General features: G+C 66.2%; 15 protein-coding genes. 4 read left to right on the top strand and 11 right to left on the bottom strand.

Annotated elements, in window-relative coordinates:
- Positions 1-5: 5 nt before the first annotated feature.
- From BCR15_RS07410 to BCR15_RS07400, 3 genes are all read right to left on the bottom strand, one after another.
- On the bottom strand, positions 6-1,223 hold the full coding sequence (locus tag BCR15_RS07410; protein ID WP_068751566.1) for an AGE family epimerase/isomerase: 1,218 nt from the start codon (positions 1,221-1,223) through the stop codon (positions 6-8).
- 80 nt (positions 1,224-1,303) lie between these two features.
- The gene (locus tag BCR15_RS07405; RefSeq protein WP_068751565.1) at positions 1,304-2,782 is read right to left on the bottom strand and encodes a mannitol dehydrogenase family protein; all 1,479 of its coding nucleotides are present in this window, start codon (positions 2,780-2,782) and stop codon (positions 1,304-1,306) included.
- Between the two features lie 34 nt (positions 2,783-2,816).
- Positions 2,817-3,476, bottom strand: coding sequence for a nucleoside/nucleotide kinase family protein (locus BCR15_RS07400; RefSeq protein WP_228383443.1), 660 nt, complete (start codon positions 3,474-3,476; stop codon positions 2,817-2,819).
- Between the two features lie 184 nt (positions 3,477-3,660).
- Between BCR15_RS07400 and BCR15_RS07395 the strand changes: the two genes are divergently transcribed.
- Positions 3,661-4,392 carry an SDR family oxidoreductase gene (locus BCR15_RS07395; protein ID WP_068751564.1) on the top strand — a complete coding sequence of 244 codons (732 nt, stop codon included), beginning with the start codon at positions 3,661-3,663 and terminating at the stop codon, positions 4,390-4,392.
- A gap of 127 nt (positions 4,393-4,519) precedes the next feature.
- On the opposite strand, the gene BCR15_RS07390 is transcribed toward BCR15_RS07395, so the two are convergent.
- The 8 genes from BCR15_RS07390 to BCR15_RS07355 form a co-directional block, all read right to left on the bottom strand.
- Positions 4,520-5,380, bottom strand: a complete 861-nt coding sequence (locus BCR15_RS07390) for a tagatose-bisphosphate aldolase (protein ID WP_068751563.1) — start codon at positions 5,378-5,380, stop codon at positions 4,520-4,522.
- Between the two features lie 125 nt (positions 5,381-5,505).
- Positions 5,506-6,852: an FGGY-family carbohydrate kinase gene (locus BCR15_RS07385; RefSeq protein ID WP_197971699.1), complete on the bottom strand. Its 1,347-nt coding sequence runs from the start codon at positions 6,850-6,852 to the stop codon at positions 5,506-5,508.
- A gap of 101 nt (positions 6,853-6,953) precedes the next feature.
- The gene (locus BCR15_RS07380; RefSeq protein ID WP_141680066.1) at positions 6,954-7,958 is read right to left on the bottom strand and encodes an ABC transporter substrate-binding protein; all 1,005 of its coding nucleotides are present in this window, start codon (positions 7,956-7,958) and stop codon (positions 6,954-6,956) included.
- Between the two features lie 2 nt (positions 7,959-7,960).
- The gene (locus BCR15_RS07375; RefSeq protein ID WP_068751561.1) at positions 7,961-9,052 is read right to left on the bottom strand and encodes an ABC transporter permease; all 1,092 of its coding nucleotides are present in this window, start codon (positions 9,050-9,052) and stop codon (positions 7,961-7,963) included.
- Complete coding sequence (locus BCR15_RS07370; protein ID WP_068751748.1) at positions 9,049-9,816, bottom strand: ATP-binding cassette domain-containing protein; 768 nt, start codon at positions 9,814-9,816, stop codon at positions 9,049-9,051. Before BCR15_RS07370 ends, BCR15_RS07375 begins: the two co-directional genes overlap by 4 nt.
- 59 nt (positions 9,817-9,875) lie before the next feature.
- Positions 9,876-10,946, bottom strand: coding sequence for a LacI family DNA-binding transcriptional regulator (locus BCR15_RS07365; protein ID WP_068751560.1), 1,071 nt, complete (start codon positions 10,944-10,946; stop codon positions 9,876-9,878).
- Between the two features lie 181 nt (positions 10,947-11,127).
- Positions 11,128-11,664, bottom strand: a complete 537-nt coding sequence (locus BCR15_RS07360) for a P-loop nucleotide/nucleoside kinase family protein (RefSeq protein WP_188426916.1) — start codon at positions 11,662-11,664, stop codon at positions 11,128-11,130.
- A 178-nt stretch (positions 11,665-11,842) separates the two neighbouring features.
- Positions 11,843-13,075, bottom strand: coding sequence for a serpin family protein (locus BCR15_RS07355; protein WP_068751558.1), 1,233 nt, complete (start codon positions 13,073-13,075; stop codon positions 11,843-11,845).
- 171 nt (positions 13,076-13,246) lie between these two features.
- Here BCR15_RS07355 and BCR15_RS07350 point away from each other — a divergent pair, with 171 nt between their 5' ends.
- The 3 genes from BCR15_RS07350 to lpdA are packed head-to-tail and all read left to right on the top strand — an operon-like array spanning position 13,247 to position 16,831.
- The gene (locus tag BCR15_RS07350; RefSeq protein ID WP_068751557.1) at positions 13,247-13,999 is read left to right on the top strand and encodes a DeoR/GlpR family DNA-binding transcription regulator; all 753 of its coding nucleotides are present in this window, start codon (positions 13,247-13,249) and stop codon (positions 13,997-13,999) included.
- Between the two features lie 31 nt (positions 14,000-14,030).
- A complete protein-coding gene (locus BCR15_RS07345; protein WP_068751556.1) occupies positions 14,031-15,404 on the top strand; it encodes a dihydrolipoamide acetyltransferase family protein in 1,374 nt (457 codons plus the stop codon).
- A gap of 17 nt (positions 15,405-15,421) precedes the next feature.
- Positions 15,422-16,831 carry a dihydrolipoyl dehydrogenase gene (gene lpdA / locus BCR15_RS07340; RefSeq protein ID WP_068751555.1) on the top strand — a complete coding sequence of 470 codons (1,410 nt, stop codon included), beginning with the start codon at positions 15,422-15,424 and terminating at the stop codon, positions 16,829-16,831.
- Positions 16,832-16,860 lie beyond the last annotated feature (29 nt).

The raw sequence follows: 16,860 nt of genomic DNA, 5'->3' as shown, positions 1-16,860 counted from the left end.
AACTTCTACACGAGGCCTGCCTTCACTCCGGCGGCGATGGATCCGGCGAGCGGGAGGCGAGGTAGCAGCGTCGCCTGTACTGCGTGGTAGAGGTCGGGTTTGCCCGGCCACACTCCGTCCGCGATCTGGTTGGTTTGATCGAGTTGGTGGAACCAGGACCCGTGTGTGTCGTCGATGAAGTGCAGGCGTGCGATGTCCCACCAGTCATCGTAGAGATGTGCGTATCGGTGGTTGCCGGTGCGTTGGAAGAGTGCGTGTGCTGCGGCGATCGCTTCTGTCACGACCCAGTGCATCCGATCCTGAACTACCGGGCGACCATTGAAGTCGGTGGTGTAGACGAACCCGGGATGTGTGCCGGAGGTCCACCCGTCCGAGACGGCTCGCTCGAACAGGCTGACGGCTGCGCTGCTGAGTCCGGTGGGTGCTCGGTCGCCCATGGCGACTTCGACCTGCAGAAGCAGGCGCGACCACTCGAAGCCGTGGCCGACTGTTGCTCCGAAGGGTTTGAACTGGTCGTCAGGGCGGTCGCTGTTGAAGTCCAGCAGTGGGGTCCACTGTTCGTCGAAGTGTTCAGGCAGCCTGGCCTGATGTGTGGATGCCAAGTCGACGACGAAACTCGCAACCCGGCCGGCGCGATCGAGCCACACGGCGTCGCCGGTGGCTTCGGCGGTGGCCATCATGGCCTCAACAGAATGCATCGAGCTGTTGAGGCCGCGATAGGGATCGGCGTTTGTGAAGCCGGCATCCCATAGGTCTCGCGGTCGTCCGGTGCCCTCGTCCCAGAAGAATCTCTCATAGACGGTGCATGCGTCGTCCAGGAGGACGTTTGCGGTCGCTATTCCGGCCAGCGTGGCCGATGATCCTGCCAGGAGGACGAAGGCGTGGTCGTAGCACTGTTTGCCGGCCGCGACATCGGGGGTGCCGTCCTCGGAGACCTGATGCCACCATCCACCGGTCTCATCGTCGTGGAGCTGACCGTTCAGACCAGTCACGAGCTCGGTGGCGAGGGCTCGGCATCCGGGGATCCCCAGCATGGCGCCGAGCGAATATACGTGCACCATCCGCGCCGTCACGTAGGTCTGGACACCAAGGCTCGGCACGGGTCGGCCCTGGGTGTCCAGATATCCTGCACCACCTTCGGGGGCCGGGACCCGCATCCCGAAGTCGAGAAGACTTCGGAGATGCTGGTCCAGCCAGGCGTCGTGGGTCGGGCGATCAGTCATGGCCTCGGCATTCTCTTCTCCCTGCTCCTGAGCAGGGGTTGGCGTGAAGGTCTGGGTCTGGTGGCTCGCGTCGGCTTGACCTATCGGGTCTGGTTGGCGGAGCCTGCCCATGTGGACAACAGGGCGCGGGCGCCCTGGCTGAGGAGCTGCGCCCGTAGCGCGACGTAGTTGCTGCGCAGTCGCTCGTTGGTGCCCAACTCACCGAAGACGGGTGCGAAGTCGAGCAGTGCACCTGGATTCGTGGATTCCTGTAAGACTGCCTGGAGCAGGTCATCCTTGCGACGATCGACGAGTTCAGGGGCGTCGGCGTCGGTGTGTGCCTCGAGGTAGAGGCTCCAGCTGGCCAGCACCAGGGTGCAGCAGTCGATGGCCCCTCCGGTGTCGAGCTGCTCACGGAGGACCGGGAGGAGGAACTTGGGGAGGCGTTCTGAGGCGTCCACCACTTGGCGAGCCAAGGTGTCGCGTACCGCCTCGCTGCCGAATCGGGCGAGGAGCTGGTTGCAGTAGGCGTCGAGGTCGACACCTGGAACTGGTCGCAGGGTGGGGATCGCTTCGGTGTGCATGTAGCGGCTGAGGAACGCCACGAAGTCTGGATCTCGACACACATCGTGGACCCAGTTGTATCCGGCCAGGATGCCCAGGTAGCTCATGGCCTGGTGGGAGGCGTTGAGGAGCCGTAGCTTCATCAATTCGTAGGGCTCGACATCCTCGACGAGCTGGACGCCGACCGCTGCGAGATCAGGCCGGCCGAGTGGGAAGTTGTCTTCAAGGACCCACTGCAGATAGCTCTCGGATCGCACGGGCCACCGATCTTCAACTTGGTAGGAGTTGAAGAGTGATTGACGGGTCTCGTCGGTGGTGACGGGGGTGATCCGGTCGACCATCGAGCAGGGGAACGAAACCTCAGCGGCGATCCAGTCCGCCAGATCGGCTGACTTCTCGCGAGCAAACGTAGTCAGAGCAGTGCGAGCCACGTGGCCATTGCCTTGGATGTTGTCGCACGAAACGACGGTGAAGGGCGCAATCCCGCGTTCGCGGCGCAGGCGCAGACCTTCGGTCAGAAGTCCCAGGACGCTGCGAGGAATCTCGGTGGACGCCAGGTCGGACAGGGTGAGTTCATCACTGGGCTCGAATCGTCCCGTGACGTCGTTGACCCCGTATCCGCCCTCCGTGATGGTGAGCGAAACGATGAGAGTGCTGGGCGACGCGAGCACCTCGACGACCTTGGTCGGGTCATCCGGGGCGTAGAGGTAGTCCACGATGCTGCCGACAACCTTGGCGGTCTGCTCGCCTTGGGGGTCGGTAGTCACCAGCGTGTACAGGCAGTCCTGGGCATGTGCCGCGTCACGTGCGGCTCGGTCTGCCGGCATCACCCCAACCCCGACGATGCCCCAACCCAGGTCACCGGATGAAAGGATGGCGTCGAGGTAGATGGCTTGGTGGGCGCGATGGAATCCGCCCACGCCGAAGTGGACCACAGCCGGCCGGACCGTGCTCCTGTCGTATTCAGGGACCTCGATCTGGAGGCGAGAGAGGTTCGCTTGGCTGAGTTGGGTCACGTCTGGTCTTTCTGAGTCGGTGGGTGGGCGGTGGTTACGAAGAGATGGTGATGATGAGGTCCGCGTGGTGTCGTCCCTGGGCCACCACGGAGGCGTTGGCTTCATCCACGCCCTGAACCCAGTCCAGGGCGGCCTCGTGGGATTCGCCATAAGACATCCGGCGGGCCACGAGACGGTTCCTCAATTCCTGGTCTGAGACGTCGAGGTACCACACCTCGTCCAACGCCTCGCGGACGTCTTCCCAGCCGCCACCGTCGTAGAGCAGGTAGTTGCCTTCGGTGATGACGAGCGGAGTTGTGCGGGGTACGGGTACCGCGCTGCCGATCGCCATCTCGAGTGCTCGGTCGAAACGCGGAGCGTAGGTCACATCTTCGGCAGTTGCGCGGAGCCGGTTGAGAAGAGACAGGTATCCAGGCACGTCGAAGGTGTCGGGAGCACCCTTGCGCTGACGCCGGCCGAGCGCGATGAGGACTTCGTTGTCGAGATGGAAACCATCCATGCCGACCACCACCGCCTGCTCGCCCAGGCCCGTGGAGAGTGCTTCGCAGACGGTGGACTTGCCGGCGCCTGGAGCACCGACGATGCCGAGGAGCGTGCGACCTGGCCGCTGGGCCAGGTGGGCCGCGCGGGCCACCAAATCGTCCAAGGTGGCCGTGATGGGGCGTGCAAGGTGGGAAGTCGCCGATGACTCCACGCTGAGTCTCCTTTGTGGTTCAAACGAGTCGAGACCGGCCCTTCGTGCAGGGAATCTTGCTCGATTTCAGGGCGAGCCTAGCACGGATGACAACGGTGTCATAGAGTGGGAGCATTGAACTTGCACACCGAGAGTGCACCCCGCGGAGAAGGGTCCGCGGCAGCTGGGGAAAGGACCTCAAGAGATGAAGATTGACTTCGAAGGCAAGACCGTGCTCGTCACCGGGGCTGCAGGCGGTATCGGCGGCGAGATCGTCCGTCAACTTGTTGCCGCCAACGCAAGCGTGGTCGCGGCCGGACGCGAGCGCGCAGGTCTGGATGCGATCGTCGCAGAGACGGGCTGCAGAGCTGTGGAATTCGACCTCACGTCGGAGGAGGAGATCGCTGAGGCCATCGCCGACCTCGACCTCTGGGGGGTCGTCAACTGCGGCGGCTTCGGCGGCGAGATCGCAACCCCGATGGAGACCAACATCGACGTGTTCGACAAGGTCATGGCCATCAATGCCCGCGGAACACTTCTCGTCACCAAGTACGCTTCGCGAACGATGATCCGGCTCGGACAGGGCGGTTCGATCGTCAATGTGTCGAGCCAGGCCTCGCTTGTGGCCTTGGCCAATCACATCTCCTACGGATCATCCAAGGCTGCCGTCGACAACATCACACGTGTCAGCGCGCTGGAGCTGGGCCAGTACAACATTCGCGTCAACAGCGTCCACCCGACGGTAGTCATGACGGAGATGTCGGAGTTCTACTGGGGGCGGCCGGAGATCGGTGGCCCATTCCTTGAGCAGATGCCGCTGGGGCGTTGGGCCACTCAGGCTGAAGTGGCCGCGCCCGTGGTGTTCCTCCTCAGTGACGCAGCCTCCATGATCTCCGGTGCGCACCTCCCGATCGACGGCGGGTACACCTGCCGCTGAACGCAGTTGTTCGGGGGTGGCTAGCCGCCCCCGAACCCTGAACTGCCCATGTCTGTCAGGGTCCGAGCAAGAACGAGGGGGCTTCCCGCAGCCAAGGCCGCAGGGAAGCCCCCTCGTTGTTGTTTGACTACGCCTTCGCTGCTGCGTCGATCGTGGATGCGAGTTCGTGGAGGCGCGGGAGGGCGCGCTCGGTCAGGAGGGTGCGGCGTTCCTCGGTGGTCATCGCAAGGCTGTCCTTCCACAGGGATCGTCCTGCCATGGCGCCACCGGCGCCGTTCTTCACAGCGGTCTCGACCTGGCCGACGAAGGTCTCGTGGTCCACTCCGGCAGACAAGACGGCCCACGGGGCGCCGGCGGCGGCCTGGGTGACCGCTGCGCATGCTTCCGCCGAGCCGGGGTAGGGGAGCTTGAGGACCTTGGCGCCGCATTCGACGGAGAAGGCGGCGGCGTCGATGATCAGCTGCGGGAACACCGTTGCGTAGGCGTCGTCGCTTTCGCCCTCGAGCTGGTAGGTGAGGATCTCGATGATCAGCAGCAGACCCTCATCGGCACAGGCCTGCACGAGTTGGCGAATCTCGTCTCCGACGCGGGAGTTGGTGTCCTGACGGTCGGTGCGCAGGTAGAACAGCATCTTCGCGGCGTCACCGCCCATGTCACGTACGGTGCGGGCCGTGACGCCGTCGACGTACTTCGTGTAGCGGAGACCGTCGATGGTCTCGGCCCCTGAGGCGTCCATGCCGACCACCAGGCCGGTGTTCCTGCCCAGGGTGCCGTCGTCGACCAGGTCGGGAAGCGCGATCTCAGGGTCGAGGAGGATGGCCGGTGCGTGGTTGCCCAGGTATGTGACGAGGTCTCCCTTGGCGCCTGCGAGTTCCTGCTTGCTGATGCTGCCGGGCCCGTCGGGGGCGTGCATGACGGCCTTCATGCCGTTGCGCTGGTCGGCGGCGACGATGAGCATGTTTCCGTCTGCGGTGCAGATCCTGGACATTGCGCGACGCTCGAGTGTGGTTAGGTCGTTCACTGGTAACTCTCCTGTGATGGGGCCTGTGCAGCCCGTAGTGGTTGCGGGTGATGGGGGGTGACAGATTCGTTGGGCCCGACGTATCCGTGCGTCTAGGCGCGGTTGGCTTTGAGCAGCTGAGCAGCGAAAACCGTGGCGCCGTAGGCGGTGTCCTGGCTTCGTTCCGATACCTCGAGCGAAGGGAGGACCTGCGATCGTGCGGCTTGCACGGATCGCATGCTGGCCCAGCCTCCGGTCAGCAGTGAGGATGTGGCGGGTGGTACCTCGCGATCCATGGCCTCGATGAGGAGTCCGATTTCGTCGTTGCCGTGGTCCAGGATCGCTTTGAACACCTCGGCAGGGCTGATTCCGTCGGACCGGATGACGAGGGAGAGAACCCCATCGTCGTTGCGGGCGCCGCGAACCTCGATGGATCCCTCGGCCAGCTGTGAATCGCCCAGAGCCATCACGGCATCGTCGAGTCGGGTACGGCCGTCAAGGTCGGAGATCCCGAACATCTGCAGAGCTCGCCGCATCAGGAGGCCGGTCTTCACGCCTGCGACCAGGACATGTTGCCCTGGGACGACATGACGGACACAGTTGATGAGAGCGTCGCCGAGTCGTCGACGGGCCTCAAAGGAGAGGGGCGATTCGATAACGCGGAGGAGCACCTCAGCCGTGCCCATGGAGACGTGGTAGCGATCGTTGGAGATGGCGCCGCCTGAGACGGCTGATACGAGGTGGTCGTGCCCGGCGACGGTCAAGTGGGCACCGGAGAAGATGGGCGGTACCCAGGCGGCAGTTGCCTGTCCGAGCGGCGTGCCGGCGTCGACGAGTTGTGGGAGGAACTCGGTATCGACACCGATGTAGTCCAACATCTCAGTCCAGGGTTCGCCGGTGTCTTGGTCGAGCAGGCCCGTCCGGGAAGCGAGGGAGTACTCGGCGGAGCGCTGGCCGCCCAGAGCTTCCACCACGAACTCGGGTAGATTGACCCACTGCTTTCCGGTGAGGGTGATGCCTTCGTCCCTTAGGTAGAGGATCTTCGCGGTCGATACCTGGACGCCCCACGGTAGACCGGTGCGTCCCGCGAACTCGGCGCGGAGATTGGCAGGGAGGGCAGCGGCCTGTTCCTGGCCGTGTGGGTCGAACCAGGCGTAGGCGGGGCCGGCGGCCGAGCCGTCGCTGGTAAGGAGGAAGCCGGTTTCGCCCATGCCGGAGGCGGCGATGGCCGCCACCTTCGATGGGCTGGCGCTGGCATTTTCCAGTAGAGACGCGATGTCGTGGAAGAGGTCTTGGATGGTGGCGAGTAGATCCTCTGCCACCAGGGTCGTGGTGCCACCTGGGCCGTTTCGCCAAGGAGTGGGCCGCTGGCGGATAGCCACTTCTGCGCCGTGTTCGTCGGCGATGAGGATCTTGATGCCGGTGGATCCCAGATCAAGTCCTGCGACGAGTCGGTTCACTCGGGTTACTCCTTGGATGTTGGTGGGGGTGGCTGATGGCCGATCCAGGGGTCGGTGTCCCGGCGCTGACGGCGCGGGGACACCGACCCCTGGCCGTGAGGTCAGCTGCACTCAGAGGCGTAGAGCGCGGCCTGGCCTTCTTCGGTCTCCAGGTTCTCCATGGTGACGATGGTGAAGCCGGTCTGGATCTTGGCCTCTGTGGGCTCGCCGTTGATGGCCGCGACGGCCTGCTGGACACCTTGGTAGCCGATGTCGTACGGCTGCTGTGCGATGACGGCCTGGACGGTTCCGTCCTTCAGCGCGTCGACCTGGGCCGGTCCGGCGTCGAAGCCGACGATCTGGACCTTGCCGGTGGCTCCGGCCTGCTCGATGCCGGTCGCTGCGCCCTCGGCGCTGAACAGGTTCGTGGCGAAGATGGCCTTGAGGTCGGGGTAGCGCTGGAGGGTCGAGGTCACGATGTTGGCTGCCTCGGCCGGCTGGTTCTTGGCGTACTGCACACCGACGTACTCGAACGAGGAGTCCTCAGCGACTGCTTCTTCGAAGCCCTGGACGCGGGCGTCGGAGGTGGAGATGCCGGGCTGGTTGTCGATGACCAGCACCTGGCCGCCATCGGGCACGAGCTCCTGGATCGCTGCGAACGCTGCCGCTCCGCCGCCGACGTTGTCGGAGGCGATCTCAGACACCGCGATCGATGGGTCTTCGATGGTCGTGTCGACCAGCACGATCTTGCTGTTCTTGGCTGCTTCCTCGAGCGGGCGCTGCAGGGCGCTGACGTCATTGGGGGCGATGAGGATAGCCTCGGGCTTCGTCGCCGACACCGACGTGAGGATGGGCTGCTGGAGCGCCGGATCCCACTTCTGGGGGCCCTGGACGCTGACTTCGACGCCCAGCTCCTCGGCCGCGTCGCGGACGCCACATTCCATCGAGATGTAGAAGTTGTCGCCGATGACGCCCTGGATGAAAGCGATGTTGATGTCAGCAGCAGCGCTGCTGTCGGGGGTTGAGCCAGCAGAGGCGCTGTCCGTGGTGGTGGGGGTGCCCGTGGAGCAGGCGGAGCCCATCAGGAGCAGCGCTGCTCCGACGAGGAGGGTGGGAGTGCGACGCATGTTCATCGGTCCTTTCGGTTGTTGGGGAACATTCGTGAAACAAGGGATGGTTTGCTGTGGCCGCGGGTGGCTGCTGCGCGGCGGATCTGGTCGAAGTAGACGGCTGCGATGAGGAATGCGCCGACCACGACTTGCTGCCAGTAGGGGGCGACGCCGAGGATGACGAAGCCGTTTCTGAGGGTTGCGGGGATGAGGAGGCCGATCACGGTTCCGAAGACGGTGCCAATGCCGCCGAAGAGGCTCGTTCCACCGATGACAACGCCGGCGATGACGTCGAGGTTGGTGAGGCTATGGCCGGCAATGGTGGTTGACCTGAAGAAGGTGAGGTTGAGCAGGCCTGCCAGGCCTGCCAAGAAGCCTGCGAATGCGTACACCTTGATCAGTTGGCGATCAACATTGATACCGACTCTGCGGCATGCCTCGGCGTTGGAGCCGATGGCCTCGGTGTGCAGGCCGAACTTCGTGCGCCGCAGCATCACGATGCCGATGGCGACGACGACGGTTGCGATGATGACGAGCACCGGGATACCGACCACTCGACCGAATCCGACTGTGTCGACGAGAACGTCAGGCGCTGCCCGGCGATCAATGCCGCCTGTCAGAACCTGGGACAGGCCCAACGCTGCGCCGAACGTGCCGAGGGTGACGATCATGGGTGGAACCTTGGCCTTGGCGATCAGGAAGCCGTTGAGGATTCCCCATGCCAGGCCGGAGATGAGCGCCACCACGATTCCTGTGATCGCGACGCCCCAGCCTTCTCCGTCGCCCATGCGTTCCATCACAAGGGAAGCCACCACGCCGCTGAACACGAGCACGGAGCCCATCGACAGATCGATTCCACCGGTGATGATGATGAAGGTGGTGCCGACACCGAGCACTGCCAGGATTGAGACGCTGACTGCGATGTTGAGGAAGTTGACCGTGTCGAAGAAGGCTACGGGGCTGAGCGCGCTGAAGATGATGATGATGGCCAACCAGACGAGCACGATCTGCATCGCCTGAGCCTTGACCCCGTCCCGCAGCCACTGTCCGAGCGATCTCTTGTCGGGTGTCTGTGGTGGTTGCTGTGTTGGGCTCTCGGTCTTGACGCTCACGAGTCCTCCCTCCCATCCAGGGCGCCGGTCATGGCGCCGACCAGTTCTTCGACATTGGTGTCCTTCGCCTGATACACCGCAACCCGTCGACCGTGGCGCAGGACGTGGATGCGATCGGACACCTCCAGCACCGCTGGCATGGAGTGGCTGATGAGGACGACGCCGACACCGGTGTCCTTGATGCGTCGAACGAGATCGAGCACTCCCTTGGTCTGGACCACACCGAGAGCGGCGGTGGGTTCATCCAAGAAGATGACTTTGCTGGCCCAAGCGGCGGCGCGGGCAACCGCGATCGCCTGTCGCTGACCACCGGACATGCCCAGCACCGCACCGTCGAAATCTCTCACCGTGGCGCCGAGGCTGGCGAAGGCCTCGACGCCGTGGGCACGCATCTTGGCGCGTTCCATGAAGCCGAGCCTGCCCAGGATGCCTGGCCTCATGACCTCACGCCCAAGGTACATGTTCTGGATGGGGTTGAGGTGGTTGGCTAGGGCTAAGTCTTGGAAGACCGTCTCGATGCCGCGGTCACGCGCATCGGTGGGGTTGGTGAGCGTCAACGGTGCGCCCTCGAAGCGAATCTCCCCTTCGTCGGGGGTATCCGCTCCTGCGAGGATCCGAACAAGAGTTGACTTGCCGGCGCCGTTGTCACCGATGAGGGCTGACACTTCGCCGGGACGAACATCGAAATCGGCGCCCTGAAGTGCTCGGACGGATCCGAAACTGCGGACGATGCCGCGGGCTTCATAGATGGGAGTCGAGTTCATCTCAGCAGCTCCAGCTTCGGCGCCGGTCGCAGCGGGTTCGATAGGGTCGCGCCGCATCCTTAGTTGCGGTGAACATGTTCCTCCTTGTTGATGCTGGGCCACTCGGGGTCAGTGACACTGGGTGCTAGTTCCCCCGAGCCGCGAGGGATCAGACGTGCGGGTACGAAAATCACGGCTTGAGGAGCCGAGATGGGCGACCCGGGCTTGAGTCTTTCCAGTAGCGCCTCGACTGCAGCCGCGCCGATTGCCTGAGGGGAGTGGTCGATGACGGTCACAGCCGGCGACAGGCTTTCGGCCATCGCGAAGTCGCCGTACGAGATGACCGCGACGTCAGTTCTTCCGAACTGATGCAGGGCTGGCACGAGCCCCAGTGAGAGCCGGGAATTGGTAGAGATGATCGCTGTGGGAGGTTCGTCGAGGGCCAACAGTTCCGTGAGCGCATGCATCACCTGTGATGCATCCGGGCAATCCATGCGCATCAGGCGCCCGTCGACCGGTATCCCGGCATCTGCCATCGCCGCCCTGTAGCCCTCATGTCGAACTCGTGTGGTCTCGACCTGCGGCACGTCGCTGAGGAGGGCAATTCGTCGATGCCCGTGTGAGATCAGGTGGCGGGTCGCAAGCTTCGCAAGTTCGAAGTCGTTGACCACGACGGACTGAGCGCCGGGAACATCCCCGATCCGGTCAACAAACACCAGGGGAACGTCATCAAGTCGGACTCCGGTGAGTGAGTCCCGGGTTGTGGGGGAGAGGATCACCCCGGAGCACCGGCGCTGGATGAGCCTCTGCACCGTTTCGCGCTCACGGACAGGGTCACGGTTGCTGGACGCGATGAGGGAGCGGTAGCCCGCCTCGTCGAGTCTCGCCTCGATCTCAGCGACCAGCTGCGCGAAGAAGACGTCACCAATGCTGTCGACAATCACGCCCACGGTCCGATCACGGCCCGCACGAAGGGACTGGGCGGCAGGGTCCGGGACGTAGCCAAGAGTCTCGATGGCCAGCGTGACGGAGGCGCGGGTAGCGGGTGCCACGTTGGGGTCCTCATTCAGGACTCGCGACGCAGTCTTGATGCTGACCTTGGCGAGTTGCGCGACGTCCTTGAGGGTCGGACCCCCCTGGCGCGGCCTCACAGCAGCCCCTCTCCGCAAGCTCCCCCTGGGCAGGGACGGACGGAGGTCGAGCCGTACGTCATCGTGCCTCCCTTACCCTGTGTCAACGTTGTCACATGTCGGTAAGGACGACTATTGCCGGTCATGACAAGGTTGTCAAGCGCTGCTGAAAATCTGTGACCAAACCGTCATCTCCGGCGGTCTAGCCGAGGGCCAGCAGCACCTCCCTGGCCTGCTGGGCAGGGGAGAGAGTGGCATCCACCTCGATGAACGGAACATTTGGTTGGCTGAGATCCAGCCCTGCAACGTAGGTCTCCACGTTCTGCAGCTTGTCCGCGTCGCGTGACGCAGCACGCGACCGTAGTCGATCAGCCAAGTCCGTTGGCGAAATCCTTAGCCATGCGAGTCGGGGCTCCCCGCCGAATCTCGTGACCCGTTCGGCCAGGCGCGTCCACGCCAACGCATCCTTGCGCTCGGCCGTGAACGGGGCGACGAGCACCACGGGTGTGCCAACCTCGACGCATTCTGCAGCAACGCGGAGCAGACACTCATAGCGCTGGTTCCGGACCAGCTTCGCGAGCCGTGGGTCGTTGTAGTCCTGGGCGCCGAGCAGCTCCGCCACGACGTCAACGAGTGGATTCGTCATGGCGTCTTGGTCAAGCAGTGCCGCGTTGAGGAGGCGAGCCAGTTCCTTTGCCATCGTTGACTTGCCGGATCCTGGCGGCCCGGTCAGGGCCACCACCCATTGGTGTGATCTCACGCCACGAGAGTAGCCTTGGCCAGCTGCTGTTCAGGAGCGGTCCTTCATCGGGCGCCAGAAGGCTGTCGTTCGTCTTCGGATGCATCCGACCCCGGCCGTGGTGGCGACCGCGGTGATGCTGGCTTCTTGGGCCGTGCAGCTCGTGGGATGAGCGTGGCTACTCAGACGGAGCTGAGGGGTCCTCGAGGACCGCGAGGAAGATCGGCCACCCGGTGCGCGTGTCCAGCACCCGCATGACATAGGGCCGGTCGACGCGGATCTCGGCGTCGTAGGCCGGCGCCCCCGTCCCGACGGCGCCCTCCGTCAGCACCGCCCCCACGGTGCCCTTGGGGCTCACGGTCAGGGTCACCTGCTGCACGAGCTGGCCGAGCGTGCCGCCGTCGATGATGCCGCTGAGATCCGACAGGTCGATTCCCGCCTCCCGCACGGGCTCGAGCAGGTCCCACGTCTGTTTCTGGTCCGACTCGGGCATCACCACCGAGACCAGGATCTCCGCGGCCTCCGCGAGCCCGGCGGAGACGGCGACGAGATCGTCCGGGGCGAGCTCCGCGGGCGTGATGCCGGGGCCCGGGAGGATGACGTCCATCACGAGGGTGTCGTCGTAGGGGAGCCTGACCGCGGTCCAGCGCCCCGACTCGGCGAACCGGGCCGGGATGATCTCCGCCATGCCCGGCACCTCCTTGGGTTCTGAGCCGGCCGGGGTGAACGGCACCGGCCACTGGCTCGAGAAGGGGGTCCGCCAGCGGGCCGCGAACAGGACGGCGTCCTGGAGCACCAGCTGCAGGTTCGGGGTGATCTCGATGGCGGACTTCTCGATCAGCCCTGCGGTGTGCTTGCGGGCCCAGGCGTCGAGGTTGGCCTTGGCGTCGTCCCTCGGCACGCGCTCCACGCCCGAGTCGTAGAAACGCGTGAGGCGGTCCAGGTACTGCTGCCGGACCGCGGCGTCGTCGAGGATGACGACCTGTGACGCCTGATGCACGACGATGTCCTCGGGCGGGTACTTCTTGTCCAGGCTGGACGGCAGCGAGTCGTAGCCCGCCAGTGACTGTCGCAGCGCCGCGACGGCCGCGGACCGCTCGTCCCCCGCCAGGCCGACGGTGCTGTCCAGTGATGCCGCGCTGGCTCCGGCGGCGCCCTCGCCGAGCATGACGAGGGCGGACATCAGGGAGCTCGGCCCCAGCACCCGGTTGCCGGTCTTGCCGGCCAGCAGGGTCCACGCCAACGATTCGGTGGCGGCGGCCGCGGTGGGTGCGGACACGGTGTCGAGCGGGAACTCCTCGGGGGGCTGCGTGCCCCGCAACTCGTCGGCCCGCGGCGGCGCGCACGACGCGACGGCAAGGGTGAGGGCGCTGAGACTCGCGGCGGTGAGGACCTGGCGACGACTGGGCATGATCGGCCTCCTGCGGCCAGGGTACGCGCTCGTCCCGGCCCGCCGGAGCGTCCAGGCGGCGATCCCGTGGGCAAATGCTCAGCTTTCCTGTTGGGGGGTATCGAAGCTGATCCGAAGGGTTTAGCGTGGTGACATCGAAACCACTTCGGAACCGACAGTGATGGGACGCCAATGACGGTCGAGCGCGCGGAACGCGAGCAGGAGATCATGTCGCGTCTCACGGACGACGGGACCCTGACCGTCTCGTCGCTGGCGGCTCGCCTCGGCGTCTCGGAGGTCACCATCCGCGGCGACCTCCGCACCCTGGAACAGCGAGGGCTCCTCGTGCGCACCCGCGGCGGCGCCCGTCCGACGACGCTGAAGTCGATCCTCCAGCGCGAGAAGGTCAACGTCGACGCCAAGCAGCGCATCGCGGCCGCGGCCGCGGCGCTGGTGCGTGACGACGACACCATCATGATCGAGGCGGGCACCACCACGGCGATGGTCGTCAAGCACCTGGCGGGCCGCTCAGGCGTCCAGATCGTCACCAACTCGGCCCTCGTGTTCAGCGCCGCCCGCAGCAACGCCGCCCTCGGAGTCATCCTCACCGGGGGCGTGTTCCGGGCGGAGTCCGAGTCGTTCGTCGGGCCGCTCGCCGAGCGCGCCATCACAGACTTCAACACCCGGCTCGCGTTCCTGGGCACCGACGGGTTCTCCCCCGAGCGCGGCCTCACGACCCGCTTCGTCGAGGGCGGACAGGTGGCCTCCGGCATGGCCCGCCGGGCCGAGGAGACCTGGCTGCTCGCCGACTCCTCGAAGTTCGGCCAGGCCGGCTTCGTCACGTTCCTCCGCCTCCCGGACATCGCCGGGATCATCACCGACCGCGGTCTCCCCGAGGATGCCGCCGATGCACTCCGCGAGCACACCAGGGTGCTCGTCGTCTGACAACGAAGACCCCAACCCAGAAGGACAGCCAATGGCAACCGTCGTAGTCATGCCGCAGCTCGGCAACAGTGTCGAGTCGTGCCTGATCGTGTCGTGGCAGGTGAAGGTGGGCGACGAGATCGCCGAGAACGCCATCGTCTGCGAGGTCGAGACCGACAAAGCCTCCATGGAGGTGCCCTCCACCGCTGCCGGCACCGTGTTGGCGCTGCTGTGGGACGAGGGCGACGACGTCCCCGTCAAGGAGCCGCTCCTCGTCGTCGGCGCGGCCGGGGAGGACCCGAAGCCCGCCCTCGACGCCGTCGGCTGGGCCGGCAAGGACGGTGAGGGCGACGCGGCCCCCGCGCCTCAGCCCACGGAGGCGTCGGCCACCCCCGAGGTCGCCGCGCAACCCGCCGAGCGTGCCGCCGCCACCGGCGCCGCCAGCCCCCGCGCCCGCAACCTCGCCGCGGCGAACTCGCTCGACCTCGGCGCCGTCGAGGAGGGCTCCGGCCCCGGCGGCCGCGTCATCGAGCGCGACGTCAAGGAGGCGCTGACCTCAGCCACGCCCGCTGCCGCACGGGCCGGTGCGCACGGCGCCGCCGCGCAGGGCACCGGCCTCGGCGGTCGCGTCACCACGACCGACCTCACCGCCGGCCCGGCTCCGGAGGCCGTCGCCCCGACGATGCCCGCCGCGCGCCCGGCCACCGCCGTCGACGCCGACTTCCCCGGCCCCTCGGAGGCCACGCAGGTGAAGGGCGTCCGCAAGGTCATCTCCGAGCGGATGATGAACTCGCTGGCGACGTCCGCGCAGCTCACCTACACCACCACCGCGAACGCGCAGGGGCTGCTGGACCTGCGCAAGAAGCTCAAGAACTCGGACGCTGCGCTCGGCATGACCGGCGTCACCATCGGCGACCTCGTCGGCTACGCCGCGGTCCGCGCCGCCGCGCAGAACCCCTCGCACAACGCGCACTTGGCCGACGGCGTGCTCACCACCTTCGAGCGGGTCCACCTGGGCTTCGCGTGCGACACCCCCCGCGGTCTGCTGGTGCCGACGGTGCGCAACGCGTCGCTGATGAGCCTGCGGGAGTTCTCCGCGGTCAGCAAGCAGCTGGCGAACGAGGCCATCCAGGGCTCGATCAACCCGGACCTGCTGTCGGGCGCGACGTTCACGGTCTCGAACCTGGGCGGCTTCGGCATCGAGTCGTTCACCCCGCTGCTCAACGTGCCCCAGACCGCCATCCTCGGCGTCGACGCCATCTTCCCGCGCGTCAAGGTCAACGCCGACGGCTCCGTCGGTGCCGAGCAGCGCATCGGGCTGTCGCTCACCGCGGACCACCGCGTCATCGACGGTGCGGACGCCGCCCGCTTCCTGCAAGACCTCGTGCGCTTCATCGAGGCCATCGACATCACCGCTCTCGGCTGAGAGGAACCGACACATCCATGAGTGACTACGACGTCATCGTCCTCGGCGGCGGCCCCGGCGGCTACATCGCCGCGGAGCGACTCGGCCACGCGGGCAGGAAGGTCCTCCTCGTCGAGGCCGACGCCCTGGGCGGCACCTGCCTCAACGTGGGCTGCATCCCCACGAAGGCCCTGCTGAACGCGGCCAAGACCTACGAACACGCCAAGCACGGCAGCAACCTCGGCATCCACACCTCCGACATCTCGGTGGACTGGACCGAACTGCAGAAGTGGAAGGCCCAGACCGTCACGACCCTCGTCAAGGGCGTGGGCTTCGCGGAGAAGAAGGCCGGCGTCACCGTCGTGAAGGGGTACGGCACGTTCGACGGGCCCGGGCGGGTCACCGTCCGTTTCGACGCGGACGGCGCCTCCGGCTCCGGTCCGGCTCAACGAGCGGAGAGTTACACCGGCGACCACGTCATCCTCGCCACCGGCTCCGTCCCCGTCATGCCCCCCATCCCCGGGGCGAAGGACAATCCGCACGTGGTGGACTCCACCGGCATGCTCGCCGTCGACGCGATCCCGCCGCGCCTGGCCGTGATCGGCGGCGGCGTGATCGGGCTGGAGTTCGCGAGCCTGTTCGCCACGCTCGGGTCTGAGGTCACCGTCGTGGAGATGCTGCCCGAGATCGTCCCGTTCATGGACGCCGAACTCGCACCCATGCTGCGCAAGGCGCTCGGCAACGTGGCCTTCAAGCTGTCGTGCACCGTCACCGCCATCGACGGCGGCAGCGTGAAGTACACCACCGCAGACGGCTCCGCCGAGGCGGTTGAGGCCGACGTCGTGCTCATGGCGGTCGGCCGCCGCCCCGCCGTGCAGGGCTGGGGGGCCGAGAGCAGCGGCCTCGAGGTCTCGGGCAAGGGTGTCGCGGTCGACGACCGCATGCGCACCAACCTCCCGAACGTCTGGGCCATCGGGGACGTCACCGGCCGCTCCCTGCTGGCCCACGCCGCGTACCGCATGGGTGAGGTGGCCGCCGCCAACATCCTGGACCCCGAGGCGCACCGCCGCGGCGAGGTCATGCGCTGGGGCACCATCCCGTGGGCCGTCTACTCCATCCCGGAGGCGGCGGGCATCGGACTCACCGAGGCGCAGGCCAGGGCGAAGGGCGGCAACGTCCAGACCGTCACGGTGCCCGGCGCGATGTCGGGCCGCTTCGTCGCCGAGAACGGCGTCAAGGCCCCCGGGGCCGCGAAGCTCGTCTACGACGGCGACACCCTGCAGGTCCTCGGCCTGCACGTCGTCGGCAGTTACGCCTCCGAGATGGTCTGGGGCGCCTCCGTCGTCCTGGAGACCGAACTCACCATCACCGACCTGCGCCAGGTCGTCTTCCCCCATCCCACCGTCAGCGAACTCATCCGAGAGGCGGCTTGGGCTGCGAAGGCCTGAGCGAGACACGAACAACAGGAGTCACATTC

It is taken from the genome of Tessaracoccus lapidicaptus (genome assembly GCF_001693815.1).
Taxonomy (GTDB): Bacteria; Actinomycetota; Actinomycetes; order Propionibacteriales; family Propionibacteriaceae; genus Arachnia; species Arachnia lapidicapta.
This window is presented reverse-complemented; position numbering and strand designations above follow the sequence as displayed.